General features: G+C 73.6%; 13 protein-coding genes. 4 read left to right on the top strand and 9 right to left on the bottom strand.

What is annotated here, in order from left to right; genetic code table 11:
* Positions 1 to 92: 92 nt before the first annotated feature.
* A complete protein-coding gene (locus IG63_RS0106430; protein WP_030483552.1) occupies positions 93 to 1334 on the bottom strand; it encodes an FAD-binding protein in 1242 nt (413 codons plus the stop codon).
* 56 nt (positions 1335 to 1390) lie between these two features.
* On the opposite strand from IG63_RS0106430, the gene ilvA reads away from it, so the two are divergent.
* On the top strand, positions 1391 to 2626 hold the full coding sequence (ilvA, locus tag IG63_RS0106425) for a threonine ammonia-lyase IlvA (protein WP_030483551.1): 1236 nt from the start codon (positions 1391 to 1393) through the stop codon (positions 2624 to 2626).
* A gap of 108 nt (positions 2627 to 2734) precedes the next feature.
* Positions 2735 to 5437: a phosphoenolpyruvate carboxylase gene (gene ppc, locus IG63_RS0106420; protein WP_030483550.1), complete on the top strand. Its 2703-nt coding sequence runs from the start codon at positions 2735 to 2737 to the stop codon at positions 5435 to 5437.
* Between the two features lie 419 nt (positions 5438 to 5856).
* Here ppc and IG63_RS0106415 read toward each other — a convergent pair whose 3' ends face one another.
* The 4 genes from IG63_RS0106415 to IG63_RS0106400 form a co-directional block, all read right to left on the bottom strand.
* A complete protein-coding gene (locus tag IG63_RS0106415) occupies positions 5857 to 8379 on the bottom strand; it encodes a glycoside hydrolase family 65 protein (RefSeq protein ID WP_036194441.1) in 2523 nt (840 codons plus the stop codon).
* A complete protein-coding gene (locus tag IG63_RS0106410; protein WP_030483548.1) occupies positions 8376 to 9137 on the bottom strand; it encodes an HAD family hydrolase in 762 nt (253 codons plus the stop codon). Before IG63_RS0106410 ends, IG63_RS0106415 begins: the two co-directional genes overlap by 4 nt.
* 36 nt (positions 9138 to 9173) lie before the next feature.
* Positions 9174 to 9491 (bottom strand): hypothetical protein, encoded by a 318-nt coding sequence (locus tag IG63_RS0106405; RefSeq protein WP_030483547.1) that lies wholly within the window; start codon positions 9489 to 9491, stop codon positions 9174 to 9176.
* Between the two features lie 165 nt (positions 9492 to 9656).
* On the bottom strand, positions 9657 to 10811 hold the full coding sequence (locus tag IG63_RS0106400; protein WP_030483546.1) for a fumarylacetoacetate hydrolase family protein: 1155 nt from the start codon (positions 10809 to 10811) through the stop codon (positions 9657 to 9659).
* Between the two features lie 64 nt (positions 10812 to 10875).
* On the opposite strand from IG63_RS0106400, the gene IG63_RS0106395 reads away from it, so the two are divergent.
* The gene (locus tag IG63_RS0106395; RefSeq protein WP_030483545.1) at positions 10876 to 12066 is read left to right on the top strand and encodes a homogentisate 1,2-dioxygenase; all 1191 of its coding nucleotides are present in this window, start codon (positions 10876 to 10878) and stop codon (positions 12064 to 12066) included.
* Position 12067: 1 nt separating this feature from the next.
* On the opposite strand, the gene IG63_RS0106390 is transcribed toward IG63_RS0106395, so the two are convergent.
* The 3 genes from IG63_RS0106390 to IG63_RS20475 all read right to left on the bottom strand — a co-directional run bounded on the left by IG63_RS0106390 (position 12068) and on the right by IG63_RS20475 (position 13835).
* Positions 12068 to 12355 (bottom strand): DUF1540 domain-containing protein, encoded by a 288-nt coding sequence (locus IG63_RS0106390; RefSeq protein ID WP_030483544.1) that lies wholly within the window; start codon positions 12353 to 12355, stop codon positions 12068 to 12070.
* 107 nt (positions 12356 to 12462) lie between these two features.
* Positions 12463 to 13266: a siderophore-interacting protein gene (locus IG63_RS0106385; RefSeq protein ID WP_030483543.1), complete on the bottom strand. Its 804-nt coding sequence runs from the start codon at positions 13264 to 13266 to the stop codon at positions 12463 to 12465.
* A gap of 62 nt (positions 13267 to 13328) precedes the next feature.
* Positions 13329 to 13835, bottom strand: coding sequence for an EVE domain-containing protein (locus IG63_RS20475; protein ID WP_036194439.1), 507 nt, complete (start codon positions 13833 to 13835; stop codon positions 13329 to 13331).
* Between the two features lie 125 nt (positions 13836 to 13960).
* Between IG63_RS20475 and IG63_RS0106375 the strand changes: the two genes are divergently transcribed.
* Positions 13961 to 14257, top strand: coding sequence for a hypothetical protein (locus tag IG63_RS0106375; RefSeq protein ID WP_030483542.1), 297 nt, complete (start codon positions 13961 to 13963; stop codon positions 14255 to 14257).
* An 18-nt stretch (positions 14258 to 14275) separates the two neighbouring features.
* Here IG63_RS0106375 and mftR read toward each other — a convergent pair whose 3' ends face one another.
* On the bottom strand, positions 14276 to 14872 hold the full coding sequence (gene mftR / locus IG63_RS0106370) for a mycofactocin system transcriptional regulator (RefSeq protein ID WP_030483541.1): 597 nt from the start codon (positions 14870 to 14872) through the stop codon (positions 14276 to 14278).
* Positions 14873 to 14934: the final 62 nt, after the last annotated feature.

The following is a 14934-nucleotide window of genomic DNA, read 5'->3' as shown; positions in this document are numbered from 1 at the left end:
GGTGTTGTGACCTTCGACAAGCCACAGCCCACTCGGGGGTTCTCGTTACGTCAACGCTTTGAGCCTGGAACCAACGTCATGGCCGGGTACAGCTAGAGCCCCAGCGCCTGCGCCACGTGGGCGTTGAGCAGTGTGCCGTCGGGGTCGACGCGGGCGCGGAGCGCGCGGAAGTCGTCCAGCCGTGGGTACGCCGTGCCGGGCTCGCGCTGCCTCCCGGGCACCTTGCCCCAGTGGGCGCGGGCGGCGTACGGCGCGAGCGCGTCGGCGACGCGCTCGGCGCAGGCCGCCACGCGCTCGGGCTCGAGCCGCCAGGTGAAGTGGATCGCGAGCGTGTCGCGGCCGTGGGCGGGTGAGAGCCACAGGTCGTCGCCGCGCACCGCGCGCAGCTCGGTCACGGAGAGCAGGTCGACCAGCTCGGGGTCGCCGGCGGCGAGCTCGGTGACGGCCCGCAGCGCCGGCACGGCGTCGGCCAGGGCGACGAACCACTCGCTCTGGATCTCCTGGCCGAAGCTGGGCTGCCGGTCGGCGCGGAAGTGCGGCAGCCGCTCCGACCACGGGCCGGGCTCGCCGCGACGGGTGACGTGGTCGCCGTCGCCGAGCGAGCGGAAGACCGCGTCGTCGGCGATCGGCTCGCCCCAGGTGAGCTCGGCGTCGGTGCCGACCCGCGTCTTGACCAGCACGTCGGTGGGCAGGTCGTCGCGCCAGCGACCGAAGACGCTGACGCTGTAGGCGGCCGCGAGCACCTCACCGATCTGCTCGACGACCTCGCTCCAGCCGAGGTGCTCGTAGACCTGCTGCACCACGTCGTAGGTGGGCTCGCAGTCGAGCTCAAGCGCGGTGACCACGCCGAGGGTGCCCAGGGCGACGACGGAGCCCTCGAAGTCGGCGTCGCCCCGGCGCAGCACCTCGAGCGTCCCGTCGGGGCGCACCAGCTCGATCGCCCGCACCGCGGCGGCCAGCACCTGGTTGCCGGTGCCGGAGCCGTGGGTGCCCGTGGCGGCGGCGCCTCCCACGCAGATGTGCGGGAGCGAGCCCATGTTGGCCAGCGCCCGGCCGTGCTCGTGCAGCCAGGGCGCCAGGGCGGCGTACGTCGTGCCGGCGGCGACGCGCACCGAGGCGCCGTCGTCGGCGAGCTCGGGCTCTCCGGTCAGGCCGGCCAGGTCGAGCAGCACGCCGTCGGTGTCGCACATCGCGTTGAAGGAGTGGCGGGTGCCGAGCACCCGCAGCCGCTGCGCGCCGGCCACCACCCGCTGCACCTGCGCGACCGACTCCGCACGCACGTGCTCGCCGGCACGGTAGGTGTGGTTGCCGGCCCAGTTCACGAGGTCGCTCACCGGCTCAGCCTGCCACGCGCGATGATCGGCCGGTGACTCCAGCCGGGACTCCTCTCGTGACCGCCGCCGACGTCGACGCCGCGGCCGCGGTGCTCGTCGGCACCGTGCCCACCACGCCGCTGGAGGACAACGCCCGGCTCACGCGGCGCCACGGCTGCCGGGTGCTGCTCAAGCGGGAGGACCTGCAGCCGGTGCGCTCCTACAAGTCGCGCGGCGCCTCGCACTTCCTGGCGCGGCTGACCGCCGAGGAGCGGGAGCGCGGCGTCGTCTGCGCCAGCGCGGGCAACCACGCCCAGGGAGTCGCCTTCGCGTGCGCCGCGCTCGGCGTCTCCGCCCGGATCTACCTGCCGCGCACCACCCCGCGGCAGAAGCGGCTGCGGGTGGCCGAGCTGGGCGGCGACGGGGTCGAGGTCGTGGTGCAGGGCGACTCCTTCGACGACGCCGCCCAGCTGGCGGGCGAGCACGCCGCGGAGACCGGGCGGGTGCTGGTGCCGCCCTTCGACCACCCGGCCACGGTGGCGGGCCAGGGCACCGCCATCCGCGAGGCGGTCGACCAGCTGGGCGCGGCGCCCGACGTGGTCGTCGTCCCCGTGGGGGGCGGGGGGTTGCTGGCCGGCACGGTCGCCTGGCTCGGCGAGCGCCACCCCGGCGTCCGGGTGGTCGGCGTCGAGCCCGCCGGGGCCGCCTCGATGACGGCCGCGCTGGCCGCCGGCGGCCCGGTCACCCTCGAGCAGGTCGACCCCTTCGTCGACGGGGCCGCCGTACGCCGCGTCGGCGAGGTGACCTTCGCCCAGGTGCGGGCCGCGGGCGTCGAGGTCGTGCCCGTCGACGAGGGCGCGGTGTGCACCGAGATGCTCGAGCTCTACCAGTCCGACGGCGTCGTCGCCGAGCCGGCGGGTGCTCTCGCCACCGCCGCGCTGCACCAGCTCGATCTCGAGCCCGGTGCGACGGTGCTCTGCGTGCTCTCCGGCGGCAACAACGACGTCAGCCGCTACGCCGAGATCGTCGAGCGCTCGCTGGTGCACACCGGCCTGAAGCACTACTTCCTGGTCGACTTTCCGCAGGAGCCGGGCGCGCTGCGCGCCTTCCTCGACGACGTGCTGGGCCCCGACGACGACATCACGCTCTTCGAGTACGTCAAGCGCAACAACCGCGAGACCGGCCCGGCGCTGGTCGGGCTGGAGCTCTCCACCGCCGACGACCTGGCGCCGCTGCTCGCCAGGATCGAGGCGTCGCCCGCCCACATCGAGCGGCTCCCGCCCGACTCCCCGCTGACCCGCTACCTCACCTGAGGGGACCCACTAGGCTGCCCCTCGCGGGTGCCGACGACGTCGCCTGGGCCTGGAGGAGATCGCTGCGACCTCCTCGACCACCGTGCCGCCGACCCCTTGGAGGGCCTGATGTCCGAGCACCTGCCCGCCGACGCCGAGGCGCCGCTGCGCCGCGACATCCGCATGGTCACCTCCATGCTGGGCGAGACGCTGACCCGCACCCACGGGCAGGAGCTGCTCGACCTCGTCGAGGACGTGCGCAAGGCCGCCAAGGACGACTCGCTCGACCTGCCCGAGCTCGACCTCGAGACGGCCACCACGCTCGCCCGGGCCTTCACGGCCTACTTCCACCTCGCCAACGTCACCGAGCAGCAGCACCGCGGCTCGGTGCTCGCCGAGCGTCGCGGGGAGCACGGCGGCCCCCTCGCGGGCGCGCTGCAGCGGGTGCGCGAGGCGGGCATCGGGGCCGACGACGTGGCCGAGACCGTGGCCCAGGTGTCGGTGCGCTCGGTCTTCACCGCCCACCCCACCGAGGTGCAGCGGCGTACGACGCTCGACAAGCTGCGGGCCGTCGCCGCGCTGCTGGCCGAGCCCGAGTCGCCGTCGCGCACCCGTGACCTCGAGGGCGCCGTCGACCTGCTGTGGCAGACCGACGAGCTGCGCATCGACCGCCCCGACCCCGTCGACGAGGCGCGCAACGGCGTCTACTACCTCGAGGGCCTGACCACGGCGGCCGTGCTCGACGTGCTCGACGAGCTGGGCGCGCGGCTGGCGGCCTACGACGAGGAGCAGCCGGTCGCGCTGCCGCTGGAGACCTGCCCGCTGCGCTTCGGCACCTGGATGGGCGGCGACCGCGACGGCAACCCCAACGTCACGCCCGACACCACCCGCGAGGTGCTCCGGCTGCAGGCCACCCACGGCATCGCCGTGATCCGCCGCAAGATCGACGCGCTGCGCCGCACGCTCTCGGTGAGCGTGCGGCTCTCCACCGTCGCCGACGAGCTGGTGGCGCGCACCGAGGAGATGCTCGAGGAGCTGCCGGAGGTGGAGCCGCGCTACCGGCGGCTCAACGTCGAGGAGCCCTACCGGCTCTTCCTGACCTGCGTCGACCTGCGGCTGCGGCTGACCGACCGCCGCATCGCCGAGGGCGCCGTCCACGTGCCCGGCCGCGACTACCGCGACGACGCCGAGCTGCTCGCCGACCTGGTGCTGCTGCACCGCTCCGTGCTCGAGCACCAGGGTCCGCGGCTGGCCGGCGGCGAGCTGGAGCGGCTGGTGCGCACCGTCGCCGCCACCGGTCTCACGCTCGCCACGCTCGACGTCCGTGAGCACGCCGAGAAGCACCACCACGCGGTCGGCCAGCTGCTCGACCGGCTCGACCCGGGTGGCGCGCCGTACGCCTCGCTCGACCAGCCCGCCCGCGCCCGCGTGCTCTCCGAGGAGCTCGCGGTGCACCGCCCGCTCTCGCAGCAGCCGCCCCCGATCGACGACGACGGACGGCGCACGGCCGAGGTCTTCGCCGTCATCGCGGAGGCGCTCGACACCTTCGGCGAGCGCGCGATCGAGAGCTACATCATCTCGATGACCACCGACGTCGACGACGTGCTCGCGGCGGTCGTGCTGGCCCGGGAGGCCGGGCTGGTCGACCTCGCGGAGCGGGTCGCGCGGATCGGCTTCGTGCCGCTGCTCGAGACCGTCGAGGAGCTCGAGCGCGCCGAGCCGATCCTCGAGGGCCTCTTCTCCGACCCCTCCTACCGCGCCGTGCTCGCCGCGCGGGGCGACGTGCAGGAGGTGATGCTGGGCTACTCCGACTCCAACAAGAGCGGCGGCATCGCGACCTCCCAGTGGCAGATCCAGCGCGCCCAGCGACGCGCCCGCGACATCGCGTCGCGCTTCGGCGTGCGGCTGCGCTTCTTCCACGGCCGCGGCGGCTCGGTCGGGCGCGGCGGCGGGCCGACGTACGACGCGATCATGGCGCTGCCCTTCGGCACCGTCGACGGCGAGGTCAAGCTCACCGAGCAGGGCGAGGTGATCAGCGACAAGTACGCCCTGCCGGCGCTGGCGCGGGAGAATCTCGAGCTGCTCGTCGCCGCCACGCTGGAGGCCAGCCTGCTGCACCGCCGCGACCGTCGTACGCCGGAGCAGGCGGAGCGCTGGGACGGGCTGATGGACGCCGTCTCCGAGGCCGCCCACGCCCGCTACGTCGAGCTGGTCTCGCGCGAGGACCTCCCGGCGTACTTCCTGGCCTGCACGCCGGTCGACCTGCTGGGCTCGATGCACATCGGCTCCCGGCCCTCCAAGCGCCCGCAGCAGGACGGCGGCCTGGAGGGGCTCCGCGCGATCCCGTGGGTCTTCGGCTGGACCCAGTCGCGGCAGATCGTGCCGGGCTGGTTCGGCGTCGGCACCGGGCTGGCCGCGGTGGGCGAGGAGGGTCGCGAGGCGCTGCGCGAGATGTACGCCGGCTGGCCCTTCTTCCGCACCTTCCTCGACAACGTCGCGATGACGCTCTTCAAGGCCGACATGGAGGTCGCCGAGCGGTACGTCGCCGCGCTGGCGCCGGAGCCGACCCGCGAGATCCTCGACGTGATCCGGGCGGAGTACGACCTCACCGTGGCGGAGGTGCTGGCCGTCACCGGCGACGAGCAGCTGCTGCAGCGCGAGCCCGTGCTCCGGCAGACGCTCGAGGTGCGGGAGAACTACCTGGAGCCGCTGCACCTGCTCCAGGTGCAGCTGCTGCGCCGGCTGCGGGCCGGTGAGGAGGGGCGCGACCTCGAGCGTGCCCTGCTGCTCACCGTCAACGGCATCGCCGCCGGGATGCGCAACACCGGCTGACCGCTGGCGTGCGTCTCACCGGGCCTCGAGGCCCTCGCCCGGGGGCTCGGGCACCTCGACCACCCCGGCGCAGGGTGGTCGAGGTGCGAGCGCAGCGAGCCTCGAGGCCCCGGCACCCGACGTACGGCGGTGGGCGGGCGTGTGTCTCACCGGGTCTCGAGGCCCCGGCACCCGACGTACGGCGGTGGGCGGGCGTGTGTCTCACCGGGTCTCGAGGCCCTCGCCCGGGGGCTCGGGCACCTCGACCACCCCGGCGCAGGGTGGTCGAGGTGCGAGCGCAGGGAGCCTCGAGACCCCGGCACCCGACGTACGGCGGTGGGCGGGCGTGTGTCTCACCGGGTCTCGAGGCCCTCGCCCTGGAGCTCGGGCACCTCGACCACCCCGGGAGGGGACCCGCGCCCCGACGTACGGCGGCGGGGTCAGCCGCCGTCGAGCTCGCCGGGCACGTCCTCCTCGAAGACCATCGGCTCGGGCACGCCGGCGGTGATCTTGGTGCCGTCGGCGCGGGTGCCGCCCAGGTGCGGCTTGTCGCCGAGCAGCCCCGGGATCCGTGGGCCCTGGTGGTCGAGCGGCACGGTCACGGGCGTGCCCTCGACGACCTGGTGCAGCTGGCCGCGCACCCGGACGTGCACCGAGTCCTCGCCGGTGGCCACGACGGTGAAGGTGATGGCGTCCTGCCGCAGCTCCACGACCATCCGCGAGCCCCGCCAGGCGAGCCGGAAGCGCAGCAGGGGCCAGCCATCGGGCAGCCGCGGGTCGAAGCAGAGCCGGCCGTTGCGGTCGCCCATGCCGGCGAAGCCGTAGGTCAGGGCGCTCCAGATGCCACCGGCGCTGGCGATGTGCATGCCGTCGACGGTGTTGCCGTGGAGGTCGCCGAGGTCGACGTAGAGCGCCTGGCGGAAGTAGTCGAGCGCGAGCTCGTGGTAGCCGACCTCGGCCGCCACGATCGACTGCACCACCGCCGACAGCGTGGAGTCCCCAGTGGTGATCGGGTCGTAGTACTCGAAGTTGGCCCGCTTCTGCTCGTCGGTGAAGCGGTCGCCGTGGAGGAACATCGCGAGCACGACGTCGGCCTGCTTGAGCACCTGGAAGCGGTAGATCACCAGCGGGTGGTAGTGCAGCATCAGCGGCCGCAGCTCGTGCGGGGTGCGGGAGAGGTCCCACACCTCCCGGTCGAGGAAGAAGTCGTCCTGCGGGTGGATGCCGAGGCCCTCGTCGAAGGGGATCGTCATGCCGGCGGCGCAGCGCTCCCACGACTCGATCTCGCCGGGCTTGAGGCCGAGCCGGTGCACCAGCTTCTGGTAGTCGCGGGGGTGGCGCTCCTCGATGCGGCGGCACACCAGGGCGGCGCGCTCGAGGTTGTAGCGGGCCATCACGTTGGTGAAGAGGTTGTTGTTGACCACGGTGGTGTACTCGTCGGGCCCGGTGACCCCGTGGATGTGGAAGGTCGGCTCGCCGTTGGTGCGCCAGAAGCCGAGCTCGGCCCACATCCGGGCGGTCTCGACGAGCAGGTCGGCGCCGTCGCGCACCAGGAAGGCCACGTCGTTGGAGGCCCCGACGTACTGCATCAGCGCGTAGGCGATGTCGGCGTCGATGTGCATCTGCGCCGAGCCCGCGGCGTAGTAGGCCGAGGCCTCCTCGCCGTTGATGGTGCGCCAGGGGAAGAGCGCGCCGCTCTGCGCCATCTCGCGGGCCCGGGTGCGCGCCGCGGGGAGCATCCGGGTGCGGAAGTGCAGCAGGTTGCGGGCGACCTGCGGCTGGGTGAAGGAGAGGAAGGGGACGACGTAGATCTCGGAGTCCCAGAAGTAGTGGCCCTCGTAGCCCGAGCCGGTCACGCCCTTGGCCGGGACGCCCTGGCGGTCGGCGCGCGCGCTGGCCTGCGCGAGGGTGAAGAGGTTGAAGCGGATCGCCTGCTGGAGCACGTCGTCCTGCTCGACCTCGACGTCGCTGGCCGCCCAGAAGTCGTCGAACCACCGACGCTGCTCGGCGTGGTGGTGCGCGGCGTCGTGGCCGGCGGTGCGGTCGAGGGTGCGCTCGCAGCGGTCGGCGAGCTCGCGCACCGGGACGCCGCGCGAGGTGTGGTAGGTGACGGTCTTCTGCAGCCGGATGGTGCGGCCCTCCGAGGCCTCGACGCGGAAGACGGTCTTGGTGAGGTCCTCCTCGCCCCGCACCACGACCTCGTGCTCGTCGTCGGTCTCCAGCCGGTGGTCGCAGGCGACCGCGATCGTCATGCGGGAGCGGGCGCACTGGTAGCCGAGCAGCGAGCGCCGCTCCCCGGCCTCGTGACGCCGTGGCAGCAGCACGCGCTCGTCGAAGGCCGCGGCCTTGCGCGGGTCGGTGCCCTCGCCCATCGCCTCGTACGGCACGTGGTACTCGTCCTGGCCGTCCTGCCGGTTGAGCAGCTGGGAGGAGATCACGATCGGGGCGTCGCCCTCGAGCATGGTGACCTCGAGCGTCATCAGCGCCAGGTGGCGCTGCGTCATCGACACCATCCGCGTCGACTCGATGAGCACCCGCTTGCCCGACGGCGTGCGCCAGACCAGCCGCCGGCGCAGCACCCCGTCGCGGAAGTCGAGCGAGCGCTCGTACTCCTCCACGTCGGCGGTGCCGAGGATGAGGGGCTCGTCGTCGACGTAGAGCTTCATCAGCTTGGCGTCGGGGACGTTGACGATCGTCTGGCCGGTGCGGGCGAAGCCGAAGGCGGCCTCGGCGTGACGGATCGGCCAGGTCTCGTGGAAGCCGTTGACGAAGGTGCCGTGGGCGACGGCGTCGCGACCCTCCTCGGGGTTGCCCCGCATGCCGAGGTAGCCGTTGCCGACCGCGAAGAGCGTCTCGGTGGTGCCGAGGTCCTCGGCCCGGTAGGTCGTCTCGACCAGCCGCCACGGGTCGGCCGGGAAGCGACCGCGGTCGAGCGGGTCGACGACGGAGCCGCGGCGGTTCACTCCGGGGCCCCTGGCACCAGGTCGGCGAGGTCGGGGACGACGAGGTCGGCGCCCGCGTCGGTGAGCACCTGCGCCCCGGCCCCGCGGTCGACGCCCACGACCAGGGCGAAGTCGCCGGCCCGGCCGGCGCGCACGCCGGAGACGGCGTCCTCGAGCACCACGGCGTGCGCCGGGGTGGTGCCGAGCACCTCGGCGGCCCGCACGAAGGTGTCGGGGGCGGGCTTGCCCGGCAGTCCCTCCTGGGTCGCGACGCGACCGTCGACGACGGTGCGGAAGCGGTCGGCCAGTCCCGCCGCCTCCAGCACGGCGGGCGCGTTGGCGCTCGAGGAGACCACGGCGAGCGGCAGACCGAGGTCGCGCAGGTGGTCGAGCAATGCGACCGAGCCGGGGTACGCCGTGACGCCGTCGCGCTCGAGCACCGCGTTGAAGGCGTCGTTCTTGCGGTTGCCCAGCCCCTTGACGGTCAGCCGGTCGCCCGCGTCGTCCGGCTCGCCCTCGGGCAGCTCGATGCCGCGGGAGGCCAGGAAGTCGCGCACCCCGTCGAAGCGGGGCTTGCCGTCGACGTGGGCGAAGTAGTCGGCGTCCCGGTAGGGGGACCGGTCACCACCGCCGGCGTCGGTCTCGGTGAGGAAGGAGTTGAACATCTCCGCCCAGGCGCGCATGTGGACCTCGGCGGTGGGGGTGATCACGCCGTCGAGGTCGAAGAGCACGGCCTCGTGGGAACCCCACGCGACCCGGTTGCTTGAGTCGTCACTCACCAGACGAGAGTAGGGCCCACGCGTGTCGCGCGTGTGTCAGCCCGCCGCACTGGGGCGTCGCGGGAGCCGAGCGGACTGGACCGGCGCGCTGGTCAGGGCCGCGTCGAGCGCCGTGGCGAGGCCGGCGTCGACGACCTGGACCCGCAGCCGCGTCAGCTCGGGACGGGCCTCGTCGGGCAGCACCTCGGCCCGCAGCGAGACCAGCTCGAGATCACGGTCGAAGGCCTGCCAGGTGACCACCGAGCCGAAGCCGCCGATCCCCGTGAGCCGCCACCCCTGCGCCGGCAGGGCGCTCGTCAGCACGGCGACCACCGAGGCTGGTGGTGCCTCGAAGAGGGCCTCGACGACGGGCACGGATGCTCCTGAGCAGGGGGTTCGTCCCATTCAACCGCGTCCCCCCGCAGGCGTCGGGTATTTCCTGCATGTCCTGTGTACAGGTGTTCTGGTCAGGGATTCAACTAGTTGTCCGGTTCGTGAGGCCTCGGCCGTCGCGTCCGGGTCGTCACCGCGGCGCCGGCCTCATCGCGCCGGGAGCACCGTGCCGGCGACCTCGCCGAGGGCCAGCCGGCCACCGCCCGTCGAGGGCGCGGTGTAGCGCAGCACCACCTCGTCGCCGTCGGCGAGCCACGGTCCCTCGCCGTCGGTCAGCTCGAGCAGGCAGCCGCGCTGGTCGTCACGGGGACCCGAGATGGTGCCGGAGGCGAAGAGGTCGCCGGTGCGCAGCGTGGCGCCGTTGGAGGTCATGTGCGCCAGCATCTGGGCGGGCGACCAGTACATCGAGGCGTACGACGGGCGGCTCAGCACGCGACCGTTGAGCACGACCTCGACGTCGACGTCGAGTCCGCGCGGCGTCTCCGGGCAGAGGTACGCCGGCGGCGGCGGGTCTTGATCCGGGCCCTCCACCCAGGCCGCGTCGAGCGCCGCCAGCGGCGTGATCCACCCCGAGATCGAGGTGGCGAAGGACTTGCCGAGGAACGGTCCGAGCGGCCGCGTCTCCCAGGCCTGCAGGTCCCGGGCCGACCAGTCGTTGACCCCGACCACGCCGAAGACGTGGCGGTGCAGCGCCTCGCAGCCCACCGGCTCCTCCGCGCCGACGCCGACCACGAAGCCGAGCTCGGCCTCGAGGTCGAGGCGCCGGGTGGGGCCGACGTCGCCGGGGCCGCGCTGGCCGGTGGGGCGGCGCACGGGCGTGCCGGAGGCGACGACGGTGCCGGCCCGGCCGTGGTAGCCGATGGGCAGGTGCTTCCACGCCGGCGGCAGCGGGTCGCCGTCGGGCCGGAAGAGGGCTCCGACGCGGCTGGCGTGGTGCTCGGAGGCGTAGAAGTCGACGTAGTCGGCGACCGCGAAGGGCAGCTCGAGCTCGATCTCCTCGACCGGGCGCAGGTGGGGCTCGACCTCGGGGCGGCAGGCGGGGTCGGTGAGGAGGCGGACCAGCTCGGTGCGCAGCTGCGCCCACAGGCGCGGGCCGCTGCGCAGCAGCAGGTGCATCCGGGCCGTGCGCAGCAGCGGGCTGAGCATCGCGTGGTCGACCACCGCCGCGACGTCGAGGGCCAGGTCGCCCACGCGCACCGCGATCCACCAGTCGTCACGGTCGGGCGCGCTCGCCTCGCCGTAGGGGAGGTGGTCGACGTCGTACGACGACCCCGCGGCACCCGGCACCCACGTCTCGACCATTGCGGGAACGTACCCACTAACGTCGGGACAGTTCCCCTCAGCGACGAGTGGAGGTCGAGGGTCGATGGCGTACTACCGGCAGGTCGGCGAGGTGCCGCCGCGACGGCACACCGCCTTCCGCGACGAGCGTGGCGCGCTGCGCTACGAGGAGCTGATGGGCGAGGAGGGCTTCTCCTCCGACTCCTCGCTGCTCTACCACCGCGGCGTGCCCTCGGCGGTCGTCGCGAGCGAGGTCTGGGAGCTGCCCGACCAGACCACCACCCCCAACCACCCGCTCAAGCCCCGCCACCTGCGGCTGCACGACGTCGCGGCCGGTGGCGACCCGGTGACCGGGCGCCGGCTGGTGCTCGGCAACGCCGACGTCCGGATCTCCTACGTCGTCACCGACGCGCCCTCGCCCTACTACCGCAACGCCGTCGGCGACGAGTGCGTCTACGTCGAGTCCGGCCGCGGCACCGTGGAGACGGTCTTCGGCACGCTGTCCTACCGCGCCGGCGACTACGTGGTGATCCCGCGGGCGACGACGCACCGCTGGCTGCCCAGCGATGTCGACGGAGAGGTCAGCCGGCTCTACCCGATCGAGGCCAACAGCCACGTCGCGCCGCCCAGGCGCTACCTCTCCCGCTACGGGCAGCTGCTCGAGCACGCGCCGTACTGCGAGCGCGACCTGCACGGACCCACCGAGCCGCTGGTGTGCGAGGGCGACGACGTGGAGGTGCTGGTCAAGCACCGGGGCCACGGCCCGGGCGGGCTCGTCGGCACCCGGCTGACCTACGCGACGCACCCGCTCGACGTGGTCGGGTGGGACGGCTGCCTCTACCCCTACACCTTCAACCTCGACGACTTCATGCCGATCACCGGCAAGGTGCACCAGCCGCCGCCGGTGCACCAGGTCTTCGAGGGCGCGAACTTCGTGATCTGCAACTTCCTGCCCCGCAAGGTCGACTACGCCGAGGGTGCGATCCCGGTGCCCTACTACCACTCCAACGTCGACTCCGACGAGGTGATGTTCTACGTCGGCGGCGACTACGAGGCCCGCAAGGGCTCCGGCATCGACGTCGGCTCGATCACGCTCCACCCGGGCGGCCACGCCCACGGGCCGCAGCCCGCGGCGATCGAGGCGAGCATCGGCGCGGAGTACTTCGAGGAGTCGGCCGTCATGGTCGACACCTTCCGTCCGCTCGAGCTCGGCGAGGCCGCGCTCGTGACCGACGACGGCAGCTACGCGTGGACCTGGGCGGGGCGCTCGCTCTAGCTCAGGCGAGCTGGAAGGTGCGGCAGCTGGCGACGTCGCCGGAGGACTCGATCGCGACGTCCTGGGCGGTGCACTCGAGCGCGGCGTTGAAGACGCACTCGCTGCGGTGGCACGCGCCGACGGAGGCGGTGGCGTCCTGGCCGGCCTGCGTGCCGGACTCGACGTAGGTGCCGCAGGTCGAGGCGTCACCGGTCACGGTGATGGCACCGGCGTGACAGGCGGAGTCGCGGTTGTAGGCGCAGGAGGACGCGCTGCAGGTGCTGACGAGGGGGAGCTGGAGGGTGGTCATGGGCACACCTTGGACCATCTTCTTGATCAGTTCCAGCAAACGTAGCCTTGCCTAAACCGCAGGTCAGAGGCGGTTTGTGAGGTCAGGCTCCCCTCAGTTCGCGGGGGTCAGGCGTCGCCCTCCATGGCGGCGACGTAGTCGCGCTTGACCGCCCGCCAGGCCTCGTCGTCCATGGTGCGGCGCCAGTAGGGCGAGCACGACATCTCCGCGCGCGGGACCTCGCGCTCGACGAGCAGGTGGCGGCGCAGCGCGCGGACCTCGTCGGCCTCGCCGTGCACGAAGGTGCACACGTCGTGCCAGGCCAGGTCGACCGTGCGCAGGGCCTCGAGCAGCTCCTGCCCCGACCCGTCGCGGTGGAGCCAGCGCAGGTCGAGGTCGGCGTCGGTGGGCAGGTCGACCTCGTGGTCGGGGCCGTCGCAGACGAGCAGCACCGTCAGCGGCCTCCCGGCCGGCACGGCCTCCGTCGAGGCCGCGATGGCCGGCAGTGCCGACTCGTCGCCCACCAGCAGGTACGCCGCCGCGTCCGGTCGCGGCCGGTAGCCGCCGCTCGGGCCCTCGAGGACGAGCACGTCGCCCTCGGCCGCCCGCGCGGCCCACGGGCCGGCCACGCCCTCGTCGCCGTGCACCACGAAGTCGAGCGTGAGCTCCCGGGTCGTGGCGTCCCACGCGCGCACGGTGTAGCGGCGTCGCGCCGGCCAGGCCTCGCGCGGGTGCGCGTCGCGGACCTCGCGCGGGTCGAAGACCGGGCCGTACGCCGCCCCCTCGGGCGGCACCGCGATGTTGACGTAGGCGTCGGTGGCGTCGCCGCCCCGCACCTGCGGCATCGCGAAGCCGGCGAGACCGTCGCCGCCGAGCACGACGCGGACCAGGCCCGGCGTCAGACGGGAGGTGCTGAGGACGCGACCGTGCATGGGCTTCTCCTGGGAGGACGAGAAAGTGGAGAGGAGGTCTTGCGCAGTAAGGCAAGCCTTACCTACATTGTACCTCGGACGCGGTCCCGCCCGTCCTGGGCTGGGTACGGGCGGGCCGCTCCCTCGCTCGCAGGACCTTCGGCCCCGCCGTGGGCCGGGGGCATCCGGGTCGGGCCGTGCGCCGCGACGAGCGCGACCGCGGCGTCGTACTCCTCCGGGGAGCACGGGTAGGCCGTGCGTCGGGCCATCCGCAGGATCGGGTGCGTGGCGAAGGCCGACTCGCGCAGCTCCAGGACCGAGACGGGGTCGTGCACGACGTAGTCGGTCACGCTGAGGTCGACGTAGGGCTTCGGCGACCCGGCCTCGGTGGTCGGCTCGCCCTCGACCCGGGCGACGGCGTGCACGCCGCGGTGCGCCGGGTCGCGGTTGGCCAGCCACAGCAGGACGCCGTCGCCCACTGCGACCTGCCGCTGGACGCCGGTCACGCACCAGCGCGTCACCGGCTCGGTCCAGAGGCGGTGCGGATCCTCCCAGCGGGTGGGGTTGCCCTGCAGCACCCAGTGGGCCACGGCTTCCTCCCCGGGGTGTCGACGACGCTCACCGGCCAGCGTGCCACGCCCGGTCGCCGCGGCACTGTCCGGCGGCTCGGCGGGTACCCGGGGACCACGGACGCAAGCACGAGGGAGGGTCTGCGGTGACGGAGCGGGCGCAGCCGACCGACGACGGCCACCACGTCGTCATCGACGGACGCCGCTGGCGCGCGACCGACCCGGAGATCCCGGAGGAGCGGCGCGAGGAGCTGGTGCGGGCGCTGATGGCGTGGCGGCGCGAGGTGCGGCGTACGAAGGGCACCGACGAGGAGCGCACCAGCCGCGACGGCGTGCAGGCCGCCAAGGTCGCCCTCGGCGAGCGCGGCTCGCCGCCCTGGTGGGAGCAGTCCGACGCCGAGCGCCGCGAGCGCTGGTCGCGCGAGGTGCCGGAGCCGGGCTGAGGTCGGCGCAGGCCCGCCTCAGGCCAGGTAGGCACGCAGGTCGAGCAGGGCGTCCTCGAGCCGCCGGCGCAGCGAGGGGCCGGGCTCGCGCAGCCACAGGGTGTACGCCGAGAGCGCCAGGGCGAGCGCGACCTGGCTGACCACCTCGGGCAGCGGGTCGGTGGGCGCGAGGCCGCGGCGGGCGGCGACGTACTCCGCGATGACGGCGCGCCAGTCGGCGTAGCGGTGCACCGAGTGCGCGGAGAGCGCCGGGGTGGTGAGGATGAGGTGCATCCGCTCCCGGTGCGGCGGGTCGGCGTGCTCGTCGTAGACGTTGAAGGCGACCACGGCGCGGTGCACGGCCTCGTGCAGCGGCAGCTCCTCGGGCATCGTGGCCAGGGTCTCGCGGAAGGTCTCGAGGGTGCGGTCGAACTGGCCCCAGGCGATGTCGTTCTTGGAGGGGAAGTAGCGGAAGAGGGTGCGCCGGCTGACCCCCACCTCGCGGGCGATGTCGTCGAGCGTGGTGCCCTCGAAGCCGCGCTCGCGGAAGAGCCGGAAGGTCGCCTGCTCGATGGCGGCGTGCGTGGTCGCGACCGGTCTGCCCCCGGCTCCGCGCGAGCCCTGCTCCTCCGTCATGACGGGGCGGAATCTACCCGTCCGGAGAGGTCCGTTGTGGCACCCGGTGCAGTTACTTTCGG

Source organism: Nocardioides aequoreus (assembly GCF_000720335.1).
Taxonomy (GTDB): Bacteria; Actinomycetota; Actinomycetes; order Propionibacteriales; family Nocardioidaceae; genus Marmoricola; species Marmoricola aequoreus.
The sequence above is the reverse complement of the archived record's forward strand: the minus strand, read 5'-3'. Positions and strand labels throughout refer to the sequence as shown.